We start from the raw sequence: 23,892 nt of genomic DNA, 5'->3' as shown, positions 1-23,892 counted from the left end.
TTAGGACTTGCGCGTTTATGGTAAAACCACCATATGAAGCCACCCCTTGGGCCGTCAGGAAGATCGAGATCATCCCCCCGTGCCGCAAGCCGATGAAGGAGCTGCCCGATGACGTAAGAGACATTGCAAGCTTTGCGCTCACGATGGCAGCGCACGGCAGGATGCACAGCGATGTCAAACCGCTGAAGGGGTTTCCCGGCATCTCGGTCCAGGAAGTGGCGATCCACTATGACGGCAACGCCTATCGGGTGATCTTCACGATCCGCTTTCCTGAGGCACTCTATGTGCTTCATGTATTTCAGAAGAAGTCGCACAAGGGGGTCGAGACCCCAAGGCACGAGATCGAGCTGGTCAGAGACAGGCTCGGCAAGCCTCATGTATGGCGACTGCAGTAAAGGTTCTTTGACCATGTCAGATCAGATCGCGCCTTCGCCCGCCCAGGACGATATCCAAGCCGAACGCGGCACCGGAAACATCTACGCCGATCTCGGGGATGCCGATGCCAATGCGATGGCTCTGAAAGCCGGGCTCGCCATGCATCTGCACGACCTGATCAAGCGTCGCGGCCTGACCCAGGCGCAGGCGGCAGAACTCACCGGAATCAGCCAGCCCGATCTGTCCCGGCTGCTCAGAGGCCTGTTCCGCGATTTCAGCTCCGACCGGATGGTCCGCGCGTTGACCCTGCTATCCGCCGAGGTCCGGATTTCGGTCTATGCCGAAGGCGATCCGGTGGGCGAACCGATCCGCCTGCTCGCCGTCGAAGCCAAGGCCGCCGCCTAACCCGAATTCCCGTGATTCGGCGCGCGCTGCGGGATTGCGTCTCCGATGCGGTGCATCGGCCGCCTGCCAGTCATCGAAAAACGCACATGATTTGAAGCGAACGCGCACAAACTGATCGTCAAAAGCGATCAGAACAACAGGCTTTGATCGTTTCTGTCTGTCCTGGAACAATCCTATGTTAGCTTCATTGAAGAAGTCTGAGAGAGATGAACCATGGACATGAAGACAACAGGCATGGGCGGCAACTGCCCGTTTTCCGGCAAGGATGGCGGCGTCCGCGCACTGCTGGGACGCACCAACCGCGATTGGTGGCCCGATGCGCTGCAGCTCGACATCCTGACGCAGAACGGCACCTCGCCCGACCCGATGGGCCCCGATTTCGATTATGCGGAAAGTTTCAAGAAGCTCGATTATGCCGCATTGAAGGCAGACCTCACCGCGCTGATGACCGACTCGCAGCCCTGGTGGCCCGCCGACTATGGGCACTACGGCCCGTTCTTCATCCGCATGGCGTGGCACTCTGCCGGCACCTATCGCACCGCCGATGGCCGCGGCGGATCGAGCAGCGGGCAGCAGCGCTTTGCCCCGCTCAACAGCTGGCCCGACAACGGCAATCTCGACAAGGCGCGTCGCCTGTTGTGGCCGATCAAGCAGAAGTACGGCAAGCACATCAGCTGGGCCGATCTTTACATCCTCACCGGCAATGTCGCGATCGAATCGATGGGCGGCCCGGTGTTCGGTTTTGGCGGCGGCCGCGCCGACGTGTTCGAGCCCGAGCGCGATGTCTATTGGGGAACCGAGGAAGCCTGGGTCGATACGGGTGCTGAAACCCGCATCCAGCCCGACAAGGGCTGGGAGCTCGAAAGCCCGCTCGCCGCGATCCAGATGGGGCTGATCTACGTCAACCCCGAAGGTCCGGGCGGCGTGCCCGATCCGCTGCAGTCCGCGCGCGACATGCGCCTGACCTTCGAGCGCATGGCGATGAACGACGAGGAAACCGTCGCGCTGACCGCAGGCGGCCACGCCTTCGGCAAGGCGCATGGTGCCGTCCCCGCCGATCAGCTGAGCGGCGCGCCCGAATCCGAAGCGATGCAGCTGATGGGCTTTGGCTGGGCGACCGATGCCGAACAGATCGAGCGCGGCCACATCACTACGTCGGGCATCGAAGGCGCATGGACGCCCAACCCCACGCAATGGGGCGGCGACTATTTCCGCCTGCTGTTCAAGTATGACTATGAGCTCGTTCGCAGCCCGGCGGGTGCGCATCAGTGGCAGCCGATCAACCCCGACCCGGAAGACATGGCGCCCGACGCGCGCGATCCTTCCAAGAAGGTGCCCACGATGATGACCACCGCCGACATGGCGCTGAAGATGGACCCGGAATATCGCAAGATCTCCGAACGCTTCCGCGACGATCAGGCGGCGCTCGACGATGCCTTTGCCCGCGCCTGGTTCAAGCTGACCCATCGCGACATGGGGCCCAAGGTCCGCTATCTCGGCCCCGAAGTCCCTGCCGAAGACCTGATCTGGCAGGACCCTGTTCCCCCCGGGACCATGCCCTCGGATGCGGCGGTCGAAGCCTTCAAGACGGCGATCCTGGCGAGTGGCCTGCCGATGTCGGCGCTGATCAAGGCGGCCTGGGCGTCTGCCTCGACCTATCGCCGCAGCGATCACCGCGGCGGCGCGAATGGCGCGCGTGTCCGCCTGGCCCCGCAAAAGGACTGGGCGGTCAACGATCCCGCGGAACTGGCGACGGTGCTGGCGAAGATCGAGGAGCTGCGTGGTCCCCTGTCGGTAGCCGATGCGATCGTGCTGGCAGGCAGCGCGGCGGTTGAAAAGGCGGCGCGGGATGCGGGCTTCGACGTCTCGGTGCCGTTCCTGGGTGGTCGCGGCGATGCGAGCGCCGAACAGACCGATGTCGAAAGCTTCGAGCCGCTCGAACCGCGCGCCGATGCCTTCCGCAACTATCTCGCCACGCGGCAGACGGTGAAGACCGAGGAGATCATGCTCGACCGCGCTCATCTGCTCGGCCTGTCGATCCCGCAAATGGCGGTGCTGGTGGCGGGGCTGCGCGTGCTGGGTGCCAATGCCGGCAACAGCAGCAAGGGTGTGCTCACCGACCGTCCGGGCCTGCTGACCAACGACTTCTTCGTCAACCTGCTCGACATGCGCACGGCCTGGAAGACCGTCGACGAGAGCGGCGACGAGGAGTTCATCGGCTGGGACCGCGCCACCGGCGAAACCCGCTGGCACGCCACCCGCACCGACCTAGTCTTCGGCTCCAACTCGCAGCTGCGCGCGGTATCCGAAGTCTATGCCGAACGCGGCAACGAGCTGAAGTTCGTGCAGGACTTCATCAGCGCCTGGGTCAAGGTGATGAACGCCGACCGGTTCGACGTGAAGTGAGCTGATAGTGAGCTAAGTGAATGAAGAAGCCCCGGGCAGCGATGTCCGGGGTTTTTTTGTGGCGAACCTCGGTGATGGACCACCAATGTCCGCTCAGCCTGAGCCTGTCCAAGGCCCCGCAAGACGGCCTGCGTGGGCGCGGGTCCTTCGACTTCGCGGGCTAAAGCCCGCGGCTCAGAGCCTGCCATGCACTTATTTCAGGGATGAGCGGAGGTGGTTGGGAATCACTCCGGCGCTTCAGCCTCCACCAGCGATTGCCCGCTCTTTGTCGGGATCGACCAGATCACGACGTTCGCGATCATCACCACCGCGAGCACCAGCATCAGCGCCGGCTGTTTGCGTTGGCCGCGGCGGAACAGGGCGATCGCGCCGAAGACGAGCGCGATGGAGGTCAGCATGGCGATGGAGAGGACGAAGCTGGTCATGCCCAAGCCCTCTGTCAGTCCAGCCCCGGCACCGTCAAGGCGGCATCGCGCAGGCCGCGCCAGACGCGCGCGGCCTGGACGGTTTCGGGGACGTCATGGACGCGGACGATCTGTGCGCCGCTGGCGATGGCGCTCATCGCCAGCGCGACCGACCCGCCGAGCCGTGCATCGACCGGGGCTTCGTTGGAGAGCGCACCGATCATCCGCTTGCGGCTCGCGCCGAACAGGATCGGCTGGCCGAGCGCGTGGAACAGCGGCAGCGCGTTGATCAGCGCGAGGTTGTCGGCGAGCGACTTGCCGAAGCCGATCCCGGGATCGACGATCACCTTTTCGCGCGCCACGCCTGCGGCAACCACCGCAGCAATGCGTGCCTCGAGCCAGTCGAAGACATCCGTCACGACATGGCCATAGCCGCCCCCCGCATGCGGGTTGGCGCCCTGAGACGGCGCATGCATCAGCACCACCGGGCAGCCCGAACGCACCACGACATCGAGCGCGCGGCTATCATAGAGCAGCGCCGAGACATCGTTGACGATATGCGCGCCGGCCTCCAGCGCCGCCTCCATGACGGCGGCCTTGCGGGTATCGACCGAGAGGATCGCGCCGCTGTGCGCTAGCGCCTGGATCGCGGGCACGACGCGGGCGATTTCGTCGCCCTCCCACACCACCGGCGCGTCGGGCCGGGTGGATTCGCCGCCGATATCGATGAGAGATGCGCCAGCGGTCAGCATGGCAAAGCCCGCATCGCGCACCCCTGCCGGGTCATCGGTGAACCTGCCGCCATCGGAAAAGCTGTCCGGCGTGACGTTCAAGATGCCCATCACCTGCGGCTGGTCGAAGCGCAGCACGCGCTCTCCCAGCGTCAGTGAGGCATGCATCCGCGAGAGGTTGGCGAACTGCGCTTGCGCGCGCTCGGCCTGATCGGTGCTCAGCGCGTTCAAAGCATCGCCAAAGCGATCGACGGGCACGATCTTCCGTGCGACCAGCCTGCCGCCGTCGTAGCTTTCCAGCGCCAACAAATGGCACCAGACGAGGCTGTGCCCCAGCCGGATCGTCGCGCCGTCAAAGGTCTGCGGGCTTTCCGCCAGACCCACGGGCCGCACATAGACGCGCGCGCCGCTCATCACGGTTCGGTGGCGAGCAGATAGGTCTGGCGCAGACTGTCGAGCGGCTTCAAGCCGTCATCGGTCTCGAGATGCCACCAGGTCCAGCCGTTGCACGACGGCGCGTTCTGCAACAGCGCGCCGACCTTGTGGATCGAACCGGTGTGCGCATCGGAGAGCAAGGAGCCATCGGCGCGGATCGTGGCGCGGTGCTTGCGCGCCTTGTCGTAAACCACGGTGCCGACCGCGATATAGCCGGTCTCGACCAAGGTGCCGAAGGCGACGCGCGGCTGGCTCTTGGGCGACTGCATCGTCTTCAAGCCCGATTCATCGAGCGGCAGTGCAGCCGCGATGCGCTCTTCTGCGACCTCGCAATAGATCGGATCACGCTCGCAGCCGATCCAGTTGCGGCCCAGCCGCTTGGCGACCGCACCGGTGGTGCCGGTGCCGAAGAACGGGTCGAGCACGACATCGCCCGGATTGGTGCAGGCCAGCAGGATGCGATAGAGCAAGGCTTCGGGCTTCTGCGTCGGGTGCGCCTTGGTACCCCCGCGCTTCAGCCGCTCCTGGCCGCCGCAGATCGGCAGCACCCAGTCGGAGCGCATCTGCAGCTCGTCGTTGAGCGTCTTCATCGCACGATAGTTGAACGTGTATTTCGACTTCTCGTCGCGCGAGGCCCAGATCAGCGTCTCGTGCGCGTTGGTGAAGCGCGTGCCGCGGAAATTGGGCATCGGGTTGGCCTTGCGCCAGACGATGTCGTTCAAAATCCAGAAGCCCAGATCCTGCAGGGTCGCGCCGCAGCGGAAGATATTGTGATAGCTGCCGATCACCCACATCGAGCCATCGGGCTTGAGGATGCGGCGCGCCTCGGCCATCCATTCGCGGGTGAAGCGGTCATAGACGGCGAAGGTATCGAACTTGTCCCAGTCGTTGTCGACCGCATCGACGCGGCCGCCTTCGGGACGAAAAAGGTCGCCGCCCAGCTGCAGGTTATAGGGCGGGTCGGCGAAAATCATGTCGACCGACGCGGTGGGCAGGCGGCGCATCTCCTCGATGCAGTCACCGCGCAGGATCTGGTTAAGCGGCAGGTCGGGCTTGGCCACCACCTTGGCGCGCGAAGGCACCTTCGCAGTCTTTGCCATCGGCCTCAGCCGCTCGCTGATCTGAACCATATTCACCCCCGCTAACCCTTGGAACTGGGCCCTGCATGAGTCCTCGGCGACCATCGGTCAAGGCCAAAACCCTAGGGAATCCGGGTGTTCAAATGGTTAACGGCCGCGCAGATCGGCGGAACACAATGAGTCCAAATCCACATGTTGAGTCTCGTTAACGGAAGGAGACTCAACCACTGGTGGTGTGGCCGCGAGGACTCGCCTGCAAAAAAACTTTGGTTAACGCTGCATCGCCTGGGCGACTGGGGCAAAGCTGCGGCGATGGAGCGCCGTTGCGCCATGCTGACGCAATGCCGCCATGTGCTCGGCGGTGCCATAGCCCATGTTGCGATCCCAGCCGTAATGCGGGTGCTCTTGCGCCGCCGCGCGCATGATGCGGTCGCGCTCCTGCTTGGCGAGGATCGAAGCGGCAGAGATGCACGGGTGCAGCGCATCGCCCTTGACGATCGCCTGCGCGCGGTAGCGCCAGCGCGGCAGCCGGTTGCCATCGACCAGCACCTCGCCGGGCTCCAGACCCAGCGCCTCGACCGCGCGGGTCATCGCCAGCATGGTCGCCTGAAGGATGTTGATCGCATCGATCTCCTCGACGCTGGCCATGCCGATGCCAAAGCGGCAGCGAGCGCGGACTTCCGCCTCCAGTCGCTCGCGCCTGGCAAAGCTCAAGGTCTTGCTGTCCGCCAGCCCCGCAATGCCATCGGGACACAGGATCACGGCTGCGGCCACCACGGGCCCGGCCAGAGGCCCCCTGCCCGCCTCGTCCACCCCGGCCACGAGAGTGTGAATTTCGGTCGATGCGGAGGAACTTACAGACGTCATGACGCGTCTTTGCCGCAAGGCCCTTGCAACCGCAAGGCCCGCCCCCCGATGATCGATCTCTACTCGAATCGTTTGCAATCTCCCGCCGGATCGCGATGATCGAAGTCATGAAGAATGGAGTGAACCTGATGCACCGACTGACCCTGAGCGCGGCCTTGCCGCTGGCCCTGATAGCGTGCAACAGCAGCGGCGAAGCGGTCGCAGGCAGCGAGGAAACCGAAGCGGTTGCCGCAATTTCACCCGTCGATACCCTGCCCTTCGAAACCACCGTGGTCACCCAGTTCGACGAGCCCTGGGCGATGACCTTCCTGCCCGATGGCCGCGCGCTGGTGACCGAAAAGAAGGGCAAGCTCAAGCTCGTGACGTTGAGCGCCGACGGCAAGGCCGCGATGGTCGATGTCACCGGAACGCCCGAAGTTGCCTATGGCGGCCAGGGTGGGCTGGGCGATGTCGTGCTGTCGCCCGATTTCGTCAATGACGGCTACGTCTATCTGAGCTTTGCCGAGCAGGGCGAAGGCGACACAAGCGGGGCCGCGGTTGCGCGCGCCAAGCTGGTCACCGCCAGCGACGGTGCAGCCAGCCTCAAGGACATGCAGGTCATCTGGCGGCAGGAGCCCAAGGTCAGCGGCAAGGGCCATTACGGTCACCGCATAGCCTTCGGTCCGGACGGTATGATGTACATCTCTTCGGGTGAGCGGCAGAAGTTCGATCCGGCGCAGGATCTGGAGCAGAACCTCGGCAAGATCGTCCGCCTGACCCCGACCGGCGGCATTCCCTCGGACAACCCGATGTACGACCAGGGCCGCATCAAGGCGCAGGTCTGGTCCTATGGACACCGCAATCCGCTGGGCATCGCCTTCGACAGTGCAGGCAATCTGTGGAACAGCGAGATGGGCCCCAAGGGCGGCGACGAGCTGAACCTGGTCAAGCGCGGAGCCAATTACGGCTATCCCAAGGTCTCGAATGGCGATCACTATGACGGTCGCGACATTCCCGATCATTCGCCCGAAGACGGTTTCGTGCCGCCCAAGGTGTTCTGGACCCCGGTGATCTCGCCAAGCAGCCTGATGATCTACAACGGCACACTCTTCCCCGCGTGGAAGAACAGTGCATTCATCGGCGCGCTCAGCGGGCAGGCGCTGGTGCGCGTGAAGCTGGATGGCGAAACGGCCGAGAAGGCAGACAACTGGACCATGGAGGGCCGCATTCGCGAGGTCGAACAGGGTCCCGATGGAGCGATCTGGCTGCTGGAGGATGGCGCGCGCGGATCGCAGGGTCGCCTGCTCAAGCTGACCCCGCCCAAATAAGCGGAGTTCTCGCCGCTTCCGCCGCGGCGCGAAAGCCATTTCAATTCGCAACCTATTGCGATACCCCTCGCGACAAACACAATCGGGAGACGATGCATGGCGACCAAGACAGACGCACCGCTGACGGCGGACCAGTTGAACGACGTTCTGGACAGGCAGAAATCAGCCTTTCTGGCGGAACTGCCCGTGCCGATGTCGGTCCGCAAGGACCGTATCCGCCGTCTGATGAAGCTGGTGCATGACAATGCCGACGCGCTGGTGGCAGCGATGAGCGAGGATTTCGGCCATCGCAGCGCCGAACAGTCGAAGATGACCGACATCGTCGGTGTACTCAACACTGCCCGCCACACGCTCAAGCACATGGAAGGCTGGGCCAAGGCGGAAAAGCGCCCGGTCCAGTTCCCGCTGGGCCTGTTGGGGGCACGAGCCCGGGTCGAATATCAGCCGCTGGGTGTTGTCGGCATCATAGCGCCTTGGAATTTCCCGATCCAGCTGTGCCTCACGCCTGCGATCGGCGCGCTGGCCGCCGGCAACCGCGTGATGATCAAGAACAGCGAATATACCGAAGCCACATCGAACCTGCTGGCAGCGCTCGGGCCGCAGTATTTCGACAGCAGCGAGGTCGCGTTCTTCACCGGCGGGCCCGAGGTCGGCCAGGCGTTTTCGGAGCTTCCGTTCAACCACCTGCTGTTCACCGGCGCGACCAGTGTCGGCCATCACATCATGCGCGCAGCGGCCAAGAACCTCGTTCCGATCACGCTCGAGCTGGGCGGGAAGTCGCCGGCGATCGTCGGCCGCGGAGCCGACAAGGCGAAGGCCGCGCAGCGCATCACCATGGGCAAGATGATGAATGCCGGCCAGATCTGCATCGCGCCTGATTATCTCTATGTGCCGCGCGAAGACGAGCGCGAGATCATCGACAGCATCAAGCAGTCCGCCGCGACGCTCTATCCGACGCTGCTAGCCAATGACGATTACACTGCCGTGGTCAACGAACGGCATCACGAGCGGCTGAGCGGCTATCTCGACGATGCCCGCGACAAGGGTGCCGAGGTGATCGAGGTCAACCCGGCGGGCGAAGACTTCAAGTCGGCCAACAGCCGCAAGATGCCGCTGCACATCCTGCGCAATGTCACCGATGACATGAAGGTGATGCAGGACGAGATCTTCGGCCCGATCCTGCCGGTGAAGACCTATTCGACCGTCGATGAGGCGATTGACTACGTCAATGGCCGCGATCGCCCGCTCGCGCTCTATTATTTCGGTGAGGATGGCGACGAAGCCAGGAAGGTCACCGACCGCACGATTTCGGGCGGCGTCACGCTCAACGACACGATCTTTCATGTCGCGATGGAGGACCTGCCCTTCGGCGGTGTCGGGCCGTCGGGCATGGGCGCGTATCATGGGGTCGACGGCTTCCGCACGTTCAGCCACGCCAAGGCGATCTACAGCCAGCCCAGGATCGATGTCGCCAAGCTGGCAGGCTTTCTGCCGCCTTATGGCGATGCGACGGCCAAGACCATTGCCCGCGACATGAAGCTCTGACGGCAGTGCGAGCGGTGGTTCTTTTGCGCCTTGCAGGAAACATCTGAGGCGCTATAGGCTGCCGCTCGCAAGCGGGCGTGGTGGAATGGTAGACGCGCCGGACTCAAAATCCGGTTCCGCAAGGAGTGTGGGTTCGAGTCCCACCGCCCGCACCAACTTTCCTTGATTGATCGAAACACCTCCGCTTTTGCCGCTTGCGCGGGCAAAGGCCTTTGCGCTGTGTCCGTTTGCGATTAGGGCCCAATCCAGTCTTCCCTGATCTGGATCGCATCATGGCTCACCCTGTTTCCCCGCTTGCTCGTCCCTTCCCTGAACTGCCCGCCATTGCCGGCGTGACGCCGCGCGTGGCACGCGCGCGCTACAAGGAATGGGATCGCTGCGACCTGAGCTTCGTCGAACTGAAGGCCGGCACATCGGTTGCTGGTGTCACGACCACCAGCAAATGCCCGTCACCCGAAGTCGAATGGTGCCGCAGCGCCCTGCCCCAGGGCCAGGCGCGCGCGCTGATCGTCAGCGCCGGCAATGCGAATGCGTTTACCGGCGGCAAGGGCCGCGCTGCGGTGCAGATGCTGGTCGACACCGCATCGACGCAACTCGGCTGTGGCCCACAGCAAGTGTTCGTTTCGGCTACCGGGGTGATCGGCGTGCCACTGCCGCAGGACAAGGCACGCGCCGGGCTCGAGGCGGCCTTTACCGCCGAGCCGTGTAGCTGGCGGGCATTGACCGATGCGATCGGCACCACCGACACCTTCGCCAAGGCCGCCACGACCAGCGCGATGGTCGGCGCAACCAAAGTGCAGCTTGTCGGGGTGATCAAGGGGTCGGGCATGATCGCGCCCGACATGGCAACGATGCTCGGCTATATCTTCACCGATGCCAATGTCGCCCCGGGGCTGCTGCAGCAGATGCTGAGCGATGCCAACACCCGGACCTTCAGCTGCATCACGGTCGACAGCGACACCTCGACCAGCGACACCGTGCTCGCCTTCGCCACCGGCCAGGCCGACCATGCGCGGCTCGAGACGATGGACAGCCCAGGCGCGGATGCGTTCGCCGCGGCACTGGCCGATCTGTGCCGTCAGCTTGCGCATCTGGTCGTCCGCGATGGCGAGGGTGCCAGCAAGTTCATCGAGGTTCGCGTCACCGGCGCGGCATCGGACGACAGTGCGCATCGCATCGCACTGTCGATCGCCAACTCGCCCTTGGTGAAGACGGCGATCGCCGGGGAAGACGCCAATTGGGGGCGGGTCGTGATGGCGGTCGGCAAGGCCGGCGAGCCCGCCGAGCGCGACCTGCTCTCGATCCGCTTCGGCGGCGTCGAGGTCGCAGCCCAGGGCGTCGTGGTCGAAGGCTATGACGAAGCCCCGGTCGCAGCGCACCTCAAGGGTCAGGACATCCTCGTCGAAGCGGATATCGGCCTAGGTGATGGCCGCGCGACGGTATGGACCTGCGACCTGACCCATGGCTATATCTCGATCAACGCCGACTACCGGAGCTGAGCGCGATGCTGACCATCTGGGGGCGTCTCAATTCGCACAACGTCAAGAAGGTGGTCTGGCTCGCTGATGAGATCGGGCTCGGCTATATGCGCCACGACGTCGGCGGCAAGTTCGGCATGGATGCGGCGTATCTGGCGCTCAACCCCAATGCGCTGATCCCCACGATCGAGGACGAGGGGCTGGTGCTGTGGGAATCGAACGCGATCCTGCGCTATCTTGCCGCACGCTATGCGCCGCATCTGTGGCCCCAGGACCTCAAGCTGCGCGCAGCCGCCGACAAATGGATGGACTGGCAGTTCGCCTTTGCCGATGCGCAGCGCGACGTTTTCCTGATGCTGGTGCGCCAGCCGGAACACCTTCACGATCCGGCGGTGATCGCGCGCGGGGCGGAAGCAACAGGCCGGTTGATGGCCGTGCTCGAGGTCCTGCTGGCGCAGCAGCCGTGGATTACCGGCGACAGCTTCGGCATCGCGGATATTCCGATGGGCACCTACGCGCATACGTGGTTTACTCTCGCCATGCCGCGCCCTGACTATCCGCATCTGCGGGCCTGGTACGACCGTCTGGTTACGCGGCCAGGCTATGCCAAGAATGTGATGATACCCCTGACATGACGCATCCTCTTCACGACAAGGTCTCCGACCTCATCCGCACGGTCGCCACCGAAGTGGTGCTGCACCATTATCAGTCGCTGGCCAGCCACCAGATCGACGAGAAAACGCCCGGCGATCTGGTCACCGTTGCCGACAGGGAAAGCGAGATCCGGCTGAGCGCGGGGCTGGCCGCGATCCTGCCGCAAGCCAGTATCGTCGGCGAGGAGGCGGTGGCCGCTGACCCCGCGCTGATCGACCGGGTCAACGACAGCACCGCCTGGATCATCGACCCGATCGACGGCACCCACAATTTCGCGCACGGCCACCCGCCGTTCGGCATCATCATCGCATTGGTCGAGGCCGGCGAAACGGTGGCAGGCTGGCTGTACGATCCGCTGGCCGAGCGGATGTGCCATGCGGTCCGCGGCGGCGGCGCGTTCATCGACGGAAAGCGCGTACAGGCGCGAGAAAGCGGCGAGCCTTTGCCGGTCGCGGCGATCTCGACGCTGTTCATCCCCGAGCCGCGGCGCTCGGCGCTGACGGAAGCTGCCGAGGGGCGTTTCCGCCTGGTCGATATTCCGCGCTGTGCGGCGGAGCAATATCCCCGGCTGGTACTGGGCCAGAATGACGTGACGTTGTTTGAACGCACGCTGCCCTGGGATCATGCGGCGGGGGTGCTGTTCATCCAGGAAGCCGGCGGCAAGGCAGCGCGCCTCGACGGCTCACCCTATCGCCCGGGCGACCGGCGCACCGGCATGCTCGCCGCCGCCAGCCCCTCAATGTGGGACACAGCAGCGGCGATCATCGTTTAGGGCATCAAGCCGGAAGCGCGCCTTCGAGCCAGCTCTTCAGCGCGCTCTTGGGAGCAGCACCGACCTTGGTCTCGACGATCTGACCCTTGTCGAACAGGATCATCGTGGGAATGCCGCGCACGCCGTACTTGGCGGGGGCATCGGGATTGTCGTCGATGTTGATCTTGGCGATCGTGACCTTGCCGGCCAGCTCGTCGCTGATCTCTTCGAGAGCCGGGCCGATCATCTTGCACGGACCGCACCATTCGGCCCAGAAATCGACCAGAACGGGCTTGTCGGAATTGAGGACATCGGCAGCGAAGCTTGCGTCGCTGATTGCAGTGGTTGCCATTGGAAAAAACTCCTCGTTCGTAACTTGACCCTGCATGTAAGCGCTGGGGCGGTGTGGCTCAAGCCGGGATGGCCCAACTATTCATATGGGCCGATTCAATCCAGCTTTGCCGCTGCCAGCAGTTCGTCGGGCAGCCAGAAAAGTTGCGGTGTCGCGGTATACAACAGCCCTGCCCGCACCGCACGCCTGGGAAAGATCAGCCGCAGCGCCGCGACATAGGCCGCCATCTGCCGGACATGCGCCATTGGCAGCTGCTCGATCGCGCGCGGTGGGCGGCGGCCGGTCTTGAAATCCACCACCAGCACCCGCGTATCCTCGACAAGCAGACGATCGACGGTGCCGGAGACCACATTGGGGCCCACGACGGCCGCGATCGGGGCTTCAGCCAGCGCGTCGCTGCGGAACACATCCGCCCAGTCGGGATGGTCAATGACGGTGCAGACCGGATCGATGATCGCATCGGCTTCGGCTGCATCGGCAATACCACGCTGGCGTTCGAGCCAGCGACGCGCCGCCTCGCGGCGCTGTTCGCTGGGCAGCGCGGGCAACCGCTCGAACAGGCTGTGCATGATCAGGCCGCGCTCTGCCGCACGCGCCATGTCAGCGCCCGCAATCGGCGGGCTGGCGACATCGTCCTTGCCCAGCGAGGATGGCGCCAGCGGTATCGGCGGGCGCTGCTCGGGCGCTGCCGGGGTCAACGCCCAATCGGGGATCGGCGCGGGCAGCGTGGCCATGTCCGCAATGGGAACGTCGGCCCTGGGACGCGGCACCGCTGCGGCCCCGAACCTGCGGCAAGGCCCTTCACCCTCGTCGATCCAGTCGCAGCCCAGCGCGTCGAAGCTGCGCTCGATGGCGGCATACCAGCTTTCAGCCGGCGGTGCCTTGGCCCTCTTGCCCAGTGTGCCGCCGATATACAGCCGCTCGGCGGCGCGAGTCATCGCGACATAGAGCAGCCGCCAATGCTCCTGCATGTCCGCCGCGCGCGCGACGTCATGCGCCTGTGCCAACGGCCCGATACGGTCGGCCTTGCGCAGCGAGTAAACCGGCAGCGTCATCGCAGCATCGCTGCCTACGATCTCGATCGGCCAGTCGAAGCTTGCATCGACCTTGCGGGTCGGATCGACACAGGCGTCGGCCAGGATCACGATCGGCGCCTGCAGCCCCTTGGAACCGTGCACCGTCATCACGCGGACCATGTCGGACTGGCCTGCCAGCTCGCGCTTGATCTCCTCGTCTCCCGCGTCGAACCAGTGCAGGAACGCCTGCAGCCCGCCATCATGGCTGGCGACGAATTTCTGCGCGAGCGACAGCAGTTCGGCGATCGGATCGAGCGCCTCCTCGCCGAGCCGCGCGACCAGCCTTGCGCGTCCCTGGATGGGGCCGGTGAGCACCTGTTCGAGGAAATCATAGGCGGTGCCGTAATCGGCCATGCCGAGCAGCGCGTACAGCGGATCGAGCTTTGCGCGCAGATCGCCATCGGTTTCGGCGACGTCGCGCAGATGCAGCCAGAGCGCGCGCTTTTCCGGCCTGAAGCCGTATTGCAGCAGCTCCTCCTGCGTCCAGCCACCCAAAGGCGAGACAAGCAAGGCGGCACAGGTGAGGTCGTCGAGCGGTTGCAGGACAAAGCGGATCGCAGCGATCAGATCCTGCACCGCCAGCGGCTGGCCCAGCCGAAGCCGGTCGATCCCCGCGACGGGCACGCCCGCCGCATAAAGCCGCGCGACGATCAGTGACGCGAGATCACCCCGGCGGCGCAGCAGCACCATGATGTCGCCTGCGCCTGCCCAGCCGGCACTGCCATCCGCGCGTCGATCGAGCCAAAGCCGGTGCGGCGATTCCGGATCGAGCCATCCTGCGATCCGTTCGGCCAGTTGCTCGGCAAACAGGCGATCCGCACCCGACAGCCACTCCTCGGCATCCTCGCCCTCGCCGCTCTCGTCCTGATCCTCCAGCCCTTCGCCGATCGGCCGCCATAGTTCGACGGTCCCCGCTCCCTTGCGGCCTTCGTGGCGCGGCAGGACATCGTCGAGGATGCCCAGACTCGCTGGCCCCAACTGGTCCAGCACCGCATCGACCATGTCGAGCACCGGCTGGGTTGAACGGAAGCTGCGATCGAGGCTGAGCTCGAGGAATGGCTGGCCCGCATCCATTGCCTGCTGGCCGATACGAATCCGCGCAGCGGCATAATATTGCGGGCTGGTGCCCTGAAAACCGAAGATCGCCTGCTTGAAGTCCCCGACGGTAAACAGCGTGCGATAGCGATCCGCCTTGCTGCCCTGCCCGCTGAAATAGTCGTCGATCAGGCCGCGGACGATGTTCCATTGGCTGGGGTTGGTGTCCTGTGCCTCGTCGACCAGCACATGGTCGAAGCGCTGGTCGAGCTTGAACGCGATCCATTGCGCCATCGTTCGCCCGGACAGCAGATCGGCAGCCGCGCGGATCAGGTCGTCGAAATCGAGCAGCCCCGCCTGGCGCTTGGCTTCGGCAAAATTCCACGCAAAGGCACGGCCGACCTCAAGCGCGCGGGCATAGTCACCGGAAAACGCGATCAGCGCGGCATGGTCCTTGAGCGCCTGGAGATCGCTGTAGAGGCTCTCGGCCTTTTCGGCGTAATCAGGGTCTATCTTGGCCGAAAAACTTGCCCACTTCCGCGGATCGCCATCGCCCTTGGCAACCGCCAGCCAGACCAGATCGAGATTGGCCAACCGCTCGGCATCGTCCATGTCCAGCCAAGCCTGGATCTTGGCCGCGACTTCCAGCCCGGTCTTGGTGTTCCAGCGGACATTGCTGTCCTGCAGCGCTTCCAGATTTGGAATGTCGAACAGCGCATCGCTGCACATCTCGGCGAGCCCATGGCCATCCTCGTCGCGGCTCAGGCCCAGCGCCGCGTTGATGTAAGGGCGGATGTCACCCACCAGCGCGTACATCGATTCCGGGCGCGCGGCGCAGCGCATCAGAAAGCTCTCGGTCGCTTCTGCCCCCAGCCTCAGGCTCATTGCTTCGAGATTGTCGGACAGCCGCCGGTCGCCCTGCCGCGCGGCCTCGATCAACATGTCGCCGAGCGTATCGCGCGCAAGTTGAATCCGGTCGCGGTCCTCGATCGGACGGAAACCGGGGGCCAGCCCCGCCTCTTCGGGGAAGCTCGCGAGCAGTGACTGGCAGAAGCTGTGAATCGTCTGGATGCGCAGACCGCCTTGCGGCGCATCGAGCACACGCGCGAACAGGCGGCGGGCCCGGGTCAGCGCGTGCTCGTCCACCGGCGCACCGATATTGGCAAGGTCAGCCCCCAGAGCCGTGTCGCTCATTCGCACCCAGGCCGCGAGCTGCGCATTGATGCGATTGGCCATCTCGCTCGCGCCTGCCTTGGTGAAGGTGAGGCACAGGATGGCATCGGGATTGACCCCGGGCTCCAGCAACAGGCGGAACACGCGCGCGGTCAGAACCTGCGTCTTGCCGGTGCCGGCAGAAGCGCTGAGCCACACCTGATCGGCGGGCGACACCGCCAGTGCCTGATCGCCGTGCAACGGATGCAGACCGGGGTTGCCGCCGCTCATCGTCCGCTCCCCTGACGACCATACCATTCGGCGAGCCGCATCAGCTGGTCATATTCGGTATAGATCGCCTGATCGGGCACCAGCTTGGCCTCGAACGGCGCATCACCCAATATCCATGTCTGCAGCGCCTCACGCAGAAAGTGCTCGCTGGTCGGCAGCATCGTCTCGGCGGTGAGGGTGCTGTTCTTGCGCCCCACCGGGCTTTCGACATAGCCGAATTCGCCGCTCTTGCCGCGCGTCAGCGACCAGTATTCGAACCCGCCGGCCTTGCCGCTGATCGCGGGCCTGTCACCCTCGGCCACGAACCCGCCGCGCTCCGCCATCATGCCGAGCAGGCCGAGTTGCAGCGCATAGCCGGCCTCGACCTGCCGCGCCTTGGGCGGGGTGCCGGTCTTGTAGTCTACGATCACCAGGCTGCCATCGGGCATGCGGTCGATCCGGTCGGCCTTGCCGCGAATTTCGACCCCATCGATCAGGAAGGTGCCACTGCGTTCGGCATCGATCATTGCACGGCCCGTGGCGGCATCCGCGTGCGTCTGCTGCGCAATCCAGTCGAGCGCGGCGACCAGACGGGGCCGCCACAAGGCCTTGATCAACGGATGGACGTTGGCGGCTTGCAGAAACCGCTCGGCGCGCGGGACGAGCTTGGCAGCATCGAGCGCATCATCGCGGTGCCACAATTCCAGGATCTCGTGCACTAGAATGCCGCGCCACGCCGCGCTGGGTTCGGCATCGACCGGATCGAGCGAGGGCAAGGCGAGGATTCGCCGGGCGTAGAAGGCGAATGGATCAGCGCGCAGCCGATCGAGTTCGGTGACCGACAGGCGCGCGGCGCGCTGTTCGCGGGTGGGCCGGGGTGCGGGCCGTTCGATCCGCACCGGCGGCAACCGGCGGTCGAGCCTGCGGGCCAGCGCCAGCGTGGCAGTATCCTCCATATGCCGGTCTGGCGCCACCGCCTGCAGCCGCAGCAGGAAGCGCGACGCCACGGTCGGTGCGCTGCCATCGCGCCGGGCGCGCGTCAGCACCACCTCGCTCGAGGCGAGCGCGCCCGCCAGATCCTGCGCCGCAAGACCGACGCGCAGTTCCAGCGGCGGCAGGCCGAGCGCATTGCGCACCATCGGCGCAAGCCAGGGATCGGGCGAGGGGATCTGCGGCCACACCCCCTCGTTAAGCCCTGCACAGATCACCAGATCCGCGCTTTGCAGCCGCGCTTCGAGCAGGCCGTAAATCGCGACCCGCGGGTGCTTGCCATAGGGCGGGCGCACCGCCTTTTCACGCATCAGCCGGGCGAGGATGTTGACTGCCTGGGCAGGCGTGACCAGCGGATCATGCGCGTCCGTGCGTGCCAGCAGCTGCTGTACGAGATCGGAGGCGCATCGTCCGGCAAGACCCGTCCATACCGCCTGACCGCTGAGGGCATCTGCGGTCGCCGCAATCGCTGCCATTGTGACGGAAAGCGGCTGCGGATCACGGGGCCATGCGGCAATCGGTGCGAGCAGCGCCTTGGCATCACTCCACCACGCCTTGAGCAGCCGGTTGCCGATTGCGGAATCGATCCCGGCCAGTCCCGGTGCAGGCCGCGGCCCGCGCAGCCGCCGGTCGAGGTCGCGCACCTCGTCGAGCCAACGCAAGCGTCCCTCGCCCGCCTGTGCCAGCGGATGCTTGAACAGGTCGAGCAGCGCCACCGGTGCGAAATCATCGGCAAGGCATTGTGCAACCGCCAGCAGGAAACGGCCCGGCGGCGTCACCGGCAGCGGATCGCCTGCGCTGTCGTCCGCCTCGATATCCCAACGGCGCAAGTGCGCGACGGCGCGCGCAGCCAGGGTCCGGTCGGGCGTGACAATCGCCACCCGGCGCGCCGGAATGTCGAGCGCCTGGCGCACCAGCAGCGCGATCGCTTGTGCCTCTTCATCGGGGTTTTCCGCCTCGATGATGCGGATGCCCTTGGTGCGCCGGTCGGCCGCTTCCAGCGTCACCCAGCGATCGCTGAGCCGCGCGGGGAGAAAAATGCTGCGCAGCAATCGCGCCCGATCGGCGGCCAGCCCGGTCTTCGGCTCCGCCTGCCAAGGCTCGACCTCAGCCCGGCTGACGGTCATTGCGTGGAGCAATTGCTTGAGGTGAAATTGCGGGTGGGTGATCGCGGGCTTCTCGGTTGGCGGCGCGCCCGGTTCGGGCGGCGTGGTGATCGGCGAGCCGATCGCCTCCCACAGGGCCTCGTCCATCTCCAGGTCGAGCCCCGGCAGCACCACCATGCCCTGCGGCAGCATGGAAATGCTGCGCAGCAATCGCGCAATCGCAGGTGCTGCGGTGGTGATGCCCGCCGCGATCACCGGCGTGGCAGGAGGGTGATCGCGCCACCGTTGCGCGGCCTTGTCGAGAAGGCGGTTGCGCCGGTCGGCAGGGTCGATCCTGCCCGCCTCTGCCAGCTCTCGCGCCCAGGCCTGGCCCACGCGCATGAACAGATCGCGCGCCGCCACCCAATGTTCGGCCAAGTCCGCCTCGACATCGATGCTGTCGAGATCGTCGAGCGCCTTTTCCTCGATCTGCAGCTGGTCAAGAACGCGCGCATATTCGCAGGCCAGTCGCAGCGCCTCGGCAGGGTCATCGGCCCCTGCCCGCCCGGCGCCCTCGCGCGCGATGATCGCGGCCAGACGGAAACGCCGCTGCAACGGATCGATCGCGGGCGGGACAGGCTCGCCATCACCCAGAGGATCGAGCAGCGCGCCCAGGCTCTCGTCGAGATCGATGTCGCCGATCAGTGCCATGCGTGGCAGCAACAGGCCATTGGCCGCATGGCGCACCAGAGCCTCGGTGATCGCACGCCCCGCCCGGTGGTTGGGGATCAGCAGGGTGACCCGCGCGAGCCCCATCTGGTCCGCGCCGAACCGGCGCAACAGCCCGCTCGCCAGAACATCCGCAAACCCGCGCTGCGCCCCGATGGCATAGACCGCAGGCTGGCGGTGCTCAATCATTCAGCAGCGCCTCGGCCGTCGGCTTGATCGCAGCCGGCGTACCGACATCGAACCACTGGCCCAGATGCGCGATGCCGAACAGACGGTCGGCCTCGATCGCCCGGTTCCACAGCACATTGGTCGAAAACGCACCTTCAGGCGGATCAACCAGCAGGCGACGCGAGAGCAGCTGGATGCCGGTATAGATATAGGGCGCCACATGACCCGCCCTGCGGCGGCTGACCCTGCCCATCTGGTCGAGGTGGAAATCGCCGACGCCCTGATAGTTACAGGCGCGGGTGTGCGGAACGACCAGCAGCAGCGCGTCCATGCGGCTGTCGTCCCACGCGGCGCGCAGTTCGTCGAAGCAGGAGCGTGCGCTTTCCAGCCACACATTGTCGCTGTTCAGGCAGAAGAACGGGTCCTCGTCGATCATCGGCAGCGCCTTGACCAGCCCGCCGCCGGTTTCGAGCAGCAGATCGCGCTCGTCGGAGATCATCACCTCGAACGGATGTTCGCGCGCATTGAGATGCGCCTCGAGCGAGTCTGCCAGATAATGCACGTTGACGATCACCCGGCGCATGCCGGCATCCCCCAGATGATCGAGCACATGATCGATCAGCGGCTTGCCCGCCACCCGCACCAGCGGCTTGGGCGTGGTGATGGTCAGCGGGCGCATGCGCTTGCCGAGCCCTGCAGCCATGACCATCGCGGTACGCGCAAAGGCGGGGCTGGCGTTCACAGCGCGAACTCGCCGCCCAGAGTGCGCCCAGGGTCGCGCAGCTCGGCGGGGATGTTGGCATCGAACCAGGCAGCCACCGGTGCGAGTGCCGGGTGCGTCAGATCGCGCTCCATCGCTCCCCATACCCGCGGGATCATCAGCGGATAGCGCGGCTTGCCGTCGCGCTTCCACAGCCGCACGAAAATGCCGACGATCTTGGCGTTCCGCTGCGCGCCCAGCACGTGATAGGCGGTGTCGAAATCATAGGCCGGGCGCGCCAGATCGCGGTACAGCGCGATCATCTCGGCCTCCAGCGCAGGCAAGACATCGCGCCTTGCATCCTGCAGCAGCGAGACCAGATCATAGGCCGGGTCGCCTATCAGCGCGTCCTGGAAATCGAGCAGCCCCTGCCCGCCATCGGGCAGCAGCATGATGTTTTCGGCGTGATAATCGCGCAGCACCGTCACGGCAGGTGCAGCCGCATCCATGCCATTGAGCACGGCATCCCAGGCTCGGACATAGCCTTCTGCGTCAACATCCAGACCGCGTGCCGGGCAATACCATTCGGTCAGCAGCCCCGCCTCGCGCTGATAGACCGCGCGATCATAAGGCGCGACATCGGCGGGCGGGCATCGGTGCAACTTCGCCAAGGTCTCGATCGCCTGCGTATAGACGGCACGCTCGGCCTCGGCACTGCCCGCATCGACCGTCTCGCGCATCCGCACATCGCCGAAGTCTTCGAGCAGCACGAGCCCCTGCGCAGCATCGACGGCGAGAATGGCGGGCGCGCGAAGCCCCTGGCCGGTCAGATAGCGCGCCACATCGACAAACGGCTGCGGGTCTTCCTCTGGTGGCGGCGCATCCATCAGGATCGCGCGGCGGTCGCCATCGACGATGCGGAAATAGCGCCGGAACGAGGCATCGCCGGGGATCGGCAGCACCTCTGCCGCCGCCCAGCCATGCGCATCTGCAAACCTGCGGATAACCAAATCACGTGCGCTCAAGATCCACCACCTGCAATAGTCTGCCACCGCTCACGCCAGTGCAAGCCGGGCTGCGCGGTCAGGAGCCGCTCGCTAGCATCGGTCCCTTCAATCCGCAATTGCAGCGTATCGGGCCCAGCCAGTCCGCCGACCCGCTCGGGCCATTCGGCGATCAGCAACGCAGGCTCGCCCGCGTCCAGCCCCAGTTCGTCGAGCTCCATCGCGCCTTCCAGCCGATAGAAATCGGCATGGATGACCGGGATGCGCACTTCGGGCGGGTCGTAAGGCAGGATCAGCGCAAAAGTCGGGCTGGGCACGTCGCCGGCAAAGCCCAGCGCATTGAGGATCGCGCGGGCCAGTGTCGATTTGCCCGCGCCCAGATCGCCCGACAGGGCGATCGTGTCGCTGGGCTGCGCGGCATCGGCGAGCGCCTGGCCAAGCTGCGCCATGGCGTCGAGCGAGGCAATGCGCAGCGTCATGGCATCAGGATGGTGACGATGGTGCCAGCGCCGGGTTCGCTCATCAGCTCCATCCGCCCGCCATGCGCCTCGATCAGATTCTTCGCCAGCGGCAGCCCCAGGCCCGAGCGTTTCGGGAGCGGCTTGCCGCCGGCCTCGTCAGCCTGCAGCACGCCGTCGAGCGCACGCGCCTGGGCCCGTGCATCCAGCCCCGGGCCGTTGTCCGATACCACGATGCGCAGCTTGCCGCGGAACCGGTCGCCCAGCAGCAGCACTCGGCCACCTTCCTGCGTGTAGCGCAGCGCATTGTCGACCACGGCGGCGATCGCCTGACCGAAGCGCGCGCGATCGACCTCGGCACTGCCGGGCTCGCCCTTGATGTCGAGTTCGAGCGCGATGTTGCGGCCTCCGGCCAGCCCCGCCGCACCTTTGGCCACCTCAAGCAGCAGCCCCGCAATATCGGTCGGCTCCAGCTTCAGCGGCAGCGTGCCTGCCTGGCTCTGGCTCAGATCGAGCACCATGTTGATCTGCGCCGACAGCCGTTCGACCGAATCGATGATGGCGCGGGCATATTCCTGCCCCTGTTCCGAGAGCGGTCCCGCAACGCCACCTGCGAGCAGTTCGGCAAAGCCGCCGATCGAGGTCAGCGGTGTGCGGAACTCGTAGCTCATGTTGGCGAGGAACCGCGTCTTGATCGCGTCGGCCTCGACCAGCGCCTCGTTGCGCTCGCGCAGTGCGTCTTCCATTCGCTTGGCGTCCGACACGTCGATCATCGTGAACAGCGCGCTCGAATCGGGCAACGGAATGCCGACGAAATCGAACACCCGGCCATCCTTCATCACCAGCTGCCCGGCGCGCTGCGCCCGGTCGAGCGTGGCGGCGCGGATCACCTCGCGCAGTGCGGAAATCTGGGCAGGCCGCTTGAGCCTGGGCGCGATCGCCTTGAGCAGCTCGTCGGCGCGCGGATGCTTGGCGAGCTCGCCCTCGTCCACCTCCCACACCGCGCCGAAGCGGGTGTTCCACAGGTGCAGACGCCCGTCGGACGTGAACACGGCGAGCGCCTCGTAAAGGTTGTTGAAGGTCGCGGTGCGCACCCGCAGCAGCGTGTCGCGCGCACTGGCCAGTTGCACCTGTTCGGTGCGATCCTCGAAGATCAGCAACAGGCCGTTGTCGGGCGTCGGCTGGGCGATGGCGCGCAGATGGGTGCCATCGGGGATCAGCCACACCTCGTCGGAAGGGCCTGCCGCCTGGAACCATTCGCGCTTCTCGTCGCGCCAGGCGGGAAAATCGCGAACCTCGGGGACCCGTCCGGCCTCGCGCATCCGGTCGATCAGCCGTTCGAACTCCAACCCGTCCTGCAGCCATTGCGGCTTCAATGCGAACATGCGGACGAAGGGCTGGTTGACGAAGATCAGGCGGCGCTGGGAATCGAACTGCGCCACGCCGGCCGACAGATTGTCGAGCATGTCGCGCTGCGCATCGCGGAACCGTTCGGTCGCCTGGCGCGCCTGGATCAGCTCGTGCACATCGATGGCATAGCCCGCGACGCCACGCCCGCGGATCGGCAGATCGACAATATCCATCGCCCGCCGTGTACCCGCGATGGTGGTGGTCACGGTGCGGCGCGAGGCCGTGTTGGCTTCCATCGCGCGCGCAGCCACCGCGACCGGGGTCAGTCCGTCGACGGTCTCGACCAGTTCCTGCCCGGCCTGAACGACGTCGGCGGCATTCGCCCCGCCCACTGCCTCGACATAGGCGCTGTTGACCAGCAGCAGCGACAGGTCTTCGCGGCGGAACCACATCGGGATTGGCGCCGCTTCGATCAGGCCCGACAGCGCATCGAAGGCGCGTCTGGCCTCTGCCTCGGCTTCGACCAAAGCCGCCATGCGCGTTTCGCCATCGGTGGCGTCGTAGAACCACAGCAGCACCGCACCCGGCGCGATCGTCTGCGGATCGGCCAGCCGCCCCTCGATCCGCAGCCGCCGGTTCGATCGGGCGGCGGTTACCGCAGCCGAAAACGGCGCGCCGCTTTTCTGCGCGGTCGTGATCTGCGCACCCAGCGCATCCAGCGCCTCGCGCGAGAGGCCCTTGCCCTCCTGCGACAGCTCGGCGAGATAGGGCGGCAGCTTATCGAGGCCCAGCCAGCGCGCGACGCGCTCTGGCCCTTCGATCCGCGAATCCGATCGCACGATCAGCGGGATGGCGGGTCCCGATTCGATCAAGCGGGTCAGGCGGCGCAGCTGACGCCGTGCGGTGCCCGCAGACCTGCGCATCTGCAGGCCGGTCACCAGCGCCCAGATCGCACCGCCTGTCCACAGGGCCAGCACGAGGGCGATCAGGAACAGGCCGCCATTGCTTACCAGCATGGCCGACTCATCCATTTCAGGCGTTCATTGGGCGTCCGCGTCATCGTGATGGGCCGTAGCGCAGATTGGG

Annotated in this window: 19 protein-coding genes and 1 tRNA gene; 9 read left to right on the top strand and 11 right to left on the bottom strand. The window is 65.6% G+C overall.

Going from position 1 to position 23,892, the window contains the following annotated elements:
• Nucleotides 1-92 precede the first annotated feature (92 nt).
• The 3 genes from LI72_RS03580 (at nt 93) to katG (ending at nt 3,186) form a co-directional block, all read left to right on the top strand.
• Nucleotides 93-395, top strand: a complete 303-nt coding sequence (locus LI72_RS03580; RefSeq protein WP_052129620.1) for a type II toxin-antitoxin system RelE/ParE family toxin — start codon at nt 93-95, stop codon at nt 393-395.
• 13 nt (nt 396-408) lie between these two features.
• Nucleotides 409-780 carry a helix-turn-helix domain-containing protein gene (locus tag LI72_RS03575; RefSeq protein WP_081984599.1) on the top strand — a complete coding sequence of 124 codons (372 nt, stop codon included), beginning with the start codon at nt 409-411 and terminating at the stop codon, nt 778-780.
• 213 nt (nt 781-993) lie between these two features.
• Nucleotides 994-3,186 carry a catalase/peroxidase HPI gene (gene katG, locus LI72_RS03570; protein WP_033924512.1) on the top strand — a complete coding sequence of 731 codons (2,193 nt, stop codon included), beginning with the start codon at nt 994-996 and terminating at the stop codon, nt 3,184-3,186.
• 224 nt (nt 3,187-3,410) lie between these two features.
• Here katG and LI72_RS03565 read toward each other — a convergent pair whose 3' ends face one another.
• From LI72_RS03565 to LI72_RS03550, 4 genes are all read right to left on the bottom strand, one after another.
• Nucleotides 3,411-3,611 carry a hypothetical protein gene (locus tag LI72_RS03565; protein ID WP_033924511.1) on the bottom strand — a complete coding sequence of 67 codons (201 nt, stop codon included), beginning with the start codon at nt 3,609-3,611 and terminating at the stop codon, nt 3,411-3,413.
• Between the two features lie 14 nt (nt 3,612-3,625).
• Nucleotides 3,626-4,735 carry a dihydropteroate synthase gene (folP, locus tag LI72_RS03560; protein WP_033924510.1) on the bottom strand — a complete coding sequence of 370 codons (1,110 nt, stop codon included), beginning with the start codon at nt 4,733-4,735 and terminating at the stop codon, nt 3,626-3,628.
• Nucleotides 4,735-5,856 carry a site-specific DNA-methyltransferase gene (locus tag LI72_RS03555; RefSeq protein WP_052129619.1) on the bottom strand — a complete coding sequence of 374 codons (1,122 nt, stop codon included), beginning with the start codon at nt 5,854-5,856 and terminating at the stop codon, nt 4,735-4,737. Before LI72_RS03555 ends, folP begins: the two co-directional genes overlap by 1 nt.
• A gap of 249 nt (nt 5,857-6,105) precedes the next feature.
• Nucleotides 6,106-6,702, bottom strand: coding sequence for a ribonuclease HII (locus tag LI72_RS03550; RefSeq protein WP_033924509.1), 597 nt, complete (start codon nt 6,700-6,702; stop codon nt 6,106-6,108).
• A 107-nt stretch (nt 6,703-6,809) separates the two neighbouring features.
• Here LI72_RS03550 and LI72_RS03545 point away from each other — a divergent pair, with 107 nt between their 5' ends.
• From LI72_RS03545 to LI72_RS03520, 6 genes are all read left to right on the top strand, one after another.
• Complete coding sequence (locus LI72_RS03545) at nt 6,810-8,009, top strand: PQQ-dependent sugar dehydrogenase (protein WP_231562351.1); 1,200 nt, start codon at nt 6,810-6,812, stop codon at nt 8,007-8,009.
• A gap of 96 nt (nt 8,010-8,105) precedes the next feature.
• Nucleotides 8,106-9,554 carry a coniferyl aldehyde dehydrogenase gene (locus tag LI72_RS03540; RefSeq protein WP_033924508.1) on the top strand — a complete coding sequence of 483 codons (1,449 nt, stop codon included), beginning with the start codon at nt 8,106-8,108 and terminating at the stop codon, nt 9,552-9,554.
• 71 nt (nt 9,555-9,625) lie between these two features.
• A tRNA-Leu gene (locus LI72_RS03535) sits at nt 9,626-9,709 on the top strand.
• 117 nt (nt 9,710-9,826) lie between these two features.
• Entirely contained in the window at nt 9,827-11,053 is a 1,227-nt protein-coding gene (gene argJ / locus LI72_RS03530) for a bifunctional glutamate N-acetyltransferase/amino-acid acetyltransferase ArgJ (RefSeq protein WP_033924507.1), read from the top strand.
• Between the two features lie 5 nt (nt 11,054-11,058).
• Nucleotides 11,059-11,667 carry a glutathione S-transferase family protein gene (locus LI72_RS03525; RefSeq protein ID WP_033924506.1) on the top strand — a complete coding sequence of 203 codons (609 nt, stop codon included), beginning with the start codon at nt 11,059-11,061 and terminating at the stop codon, nt 11,665-11,667.
• Nucleotides 11,664-12,458: an inositol monophosphatase family protein gene (locus LI72_RS03520; protein WP_033924505.1), complete on the top strand. Its 795-nt coding sequence runs from the start codon at nt 11,664-11,666 to the stop codon at nt 12,456-12,458. The genes LI72_RS03525 and LI72_RS03520 overlap by 4 nt, the downstream gene beginning before the upstream one ends.
• Nucleotides 12,459-12,462: 4 nt before the next feature.
• On the opposite strand, the gene trxA is transcribed toward LI72_RS03520, so the two are convergent.
• From trxA to LI72_RS03485, 7 genes are all read right to left on the bottom strand, one after another.
• Entirely contained in the window at nt 12,463-12,789 is a 327-nt protein-coding gene (gene trxA / locus LI72_RS03515) for a thioredoxin (protein ID WP_033924504.1), read from the bottom strand.
• 95 nt (nt 12,790-12,884) lie between these two features.
• Nucleotides 12,885-16,343, bottom strand: a complete 3,459-nt coding sequence (addA, locus tag LI72_RS03510; protein WP_033924503.1) for a double-strand break repair helicase AddA — start codon at nt 16,341-16,343, stop codon at nt 12,885-12,887.
• The gene (locus LI72_RS03505; protein ID WP_033924502.1) at nt 16,340-19,315 is read right to left on the bottom strand and encodes a PD-(D/E)XK nuclease family protein; all 2,976 of its coding nucleotides are present in this window, start codon (nt 19,313-19,315) and stop codon (nt 16,340-16,342) included. The genes addA and LI72_RS03505 overlap by 4 nt, the downstream gene beginning before the upstream one ends.
• On the bottom strand, nt 19,308-20,003 hold the full coding sequence (locus tag LI72_RS03500) for a nucleotidyltransferase family protein (protein WP_156139540.1): 696 nt from the start codon (nt 20,001-20,003) through the stop codon (nt 19,308-19,310). Before LI72_RS03500 ends, LI72_RS03505 begins: the two co-directional genes overlap by 8 nt.
• 29 nt (nt 20,004-20,032) lie before the next feature.
• Nucleotides 20,033-21,019 carry an aminoglycoside phosphotransferase family protein gene (locus tag LI72_RS03495; RefSeq protein WP_081984597.1) on the bottom strand — a complete coding sequence of 329 codons (987 nt, stop codon included), beginning with the start codon at nt 21,017-21,019 and terminating at the stop codon, nt 20,033-20,035.
• Nucleotides 21,016-21,477, bottom strand: a complete 462-nt coding sequence (gene tsaE / locus LI72_RS03490; RefSeq protein WP_033924499.1) for a tRNA (adenosine(37)-N6)-threonylcarbamoyltransferase complex ATPase subunit type 1 TsaE — start codon at nt 21,475-21,477, stop codon at nt 21,016-21,018. The genes LI72_RS03495 and tsaE overlap by 4 nt, the downstream gene beginning before the upstream one ends.
• Complete coding sequence (locus LI72_RS03485) at nt 21,474-23,837, bottom strand: sensor histidine kinase (protein ID WP_033924498.1); 2,364 nt, start codon at nt 23,835-23,837, stop codon at nt 21,474-21,476. Before LI72_RS03485 ends, tsaE begins: the two co-directional genes overlap by 4 nt.
• Nucleotides 23,838-23,892 lie beyond the last annotated feature (55 nt).

Source organism: Sphingomonas sp. 35-24ZXX (genome assembly GCF_000786215.1).
In the GTDB taxonomy this organism is placed as follows: domain Bacteria; phylum Pseudomonadota; class Alphaproteobacteria; order Sphingomonadales; family Sphingomonadaceae; genus Blastomonas.
This window is presented reverse-complemented; position numbering and strand designations above follow the sequence as displayed.

Bases quoted from the DNA above. Each gene is read 5' to 3' on its own strand.
- tsaE (WP_033924499.1), bottom strand. From the start codon at position 21,477: ATGACGCTGCGCATTGCCTCGCTCGACGCCATGGCGCAGCTTGGCCAG.
- LI72_RS03550 (WP_033924509.1), bottom strand. From the start codon at position 6,702: ATGACGTCTGTAAGTTCCTCCGCATCGACCGAAATTCACACTCTCGTG.
- LI72_RS03500 (WP_156139540.1), bottom strand. From the start codon at position 20,003: ATGGTCATGGCTGCAGGGCTCGGCAAGCGCATGCGCCCGCTGACCATC.
- addA (WP_033924503.1), bottom strand. From the start codon at position 16,343: ATGAGCGGCGGCAACCCCGGTCTGCATCCGTTGCACGGCGATCAGGCA.
- LI72_RS03545 (WP_231562351.1), top strand. From the start codon at position 6,810: ATGAAGAATGGAGTGAACCTGATGCACCGACTGACCCTGAGCGCGGCC.
- LI72_RS03485 (WP_033924498.1), bottom strand. From the start codon at position 23,837: ATGGATGAGTCGGCCATGCTGGTAAGCAATGGCGGCCTGTTCCTGATC.
- LI72_RS03520 (WP_033924505.1), top strand. From the start codon at position 11,664: ATGACGCATCCTCTTCACGACAAGGTCTCCGACCTCATCCGCACGGTC.
- LI72_RS03505 (WP_033924502.1), bottom strand. From the start codon at position 19,315: ATGATTGAGCACCGCCAGCCTGCGGTCTATGCCATCGGGGCGCAGCGC.
- katG (WP_033924512.1), top strand. From the start codon at position 994: ATGGACATGAAGACAACAGGCATGGGCGGCAACTGCCCGTTTTCCGGC.
- LI72_RS03525 (WP_033924506.1), top strand. From the start codon at position 11,059: ATGCTGACCATCTGGGGGCGTCTCAATTCGCACAACGTCAAGAAGGTG.
- LI72_RS03555 (WP_052129619.1), bottom strand. From the start codon at position 5,856: ATGGCAAAGACTGCGAAGGTGCCTTCGCGCGCCAAGGTGGTGGCCAAG.
- argJ (WP_033924507.1), top strand. From the start codon at position 9,827: ATGGCTCACCCTGTTTCCCCGCTTGCTCGTCCCTTCCCTGAACTGCCC.
- LI72_RS03580 (WP_052129620.1), top strand. From the start codon at position 93: ATGAAGGAGCTGCCCGATGACGTAAGAGACATTGCAAGCTTTGCGCTC.
- trxA (WP_033924504.1), bottom strand. From the start codon at position 12,789: ATGGCAACCACTGCAATCAGCGACGCAAGCTTCGCTGCCGATGTCCTC.
- folP (WP_033924510.1), bottom strand. From the start codon at position 4,735: ATGAGCGGCGCGCGCGTCTATGTGCGGCCCGTGGGTCTGGCGGAAAGC.
- LI72_RS03540 (WP_033924508.1), top strand. From the start codon at position 8,106: ATGGCGACCAAGACAGACGCACCGCTGACGGCGGACCAGTTGAACGAC.
- LI72_RS03575 (WP_081984599.1), top strand. From the start codon at position 409: ATGTCAGATCAGATCGCGCCTTCGCCCGCCCAGGACGATATCCAAGCC.
- LI72_RS03565 (WP_033924511.1), bottom strand. From the start codon at position 3,611: ATGACCAGCTTCGTCCTCTCCATCGCCATGCTGACCTCCATCGCGCTC.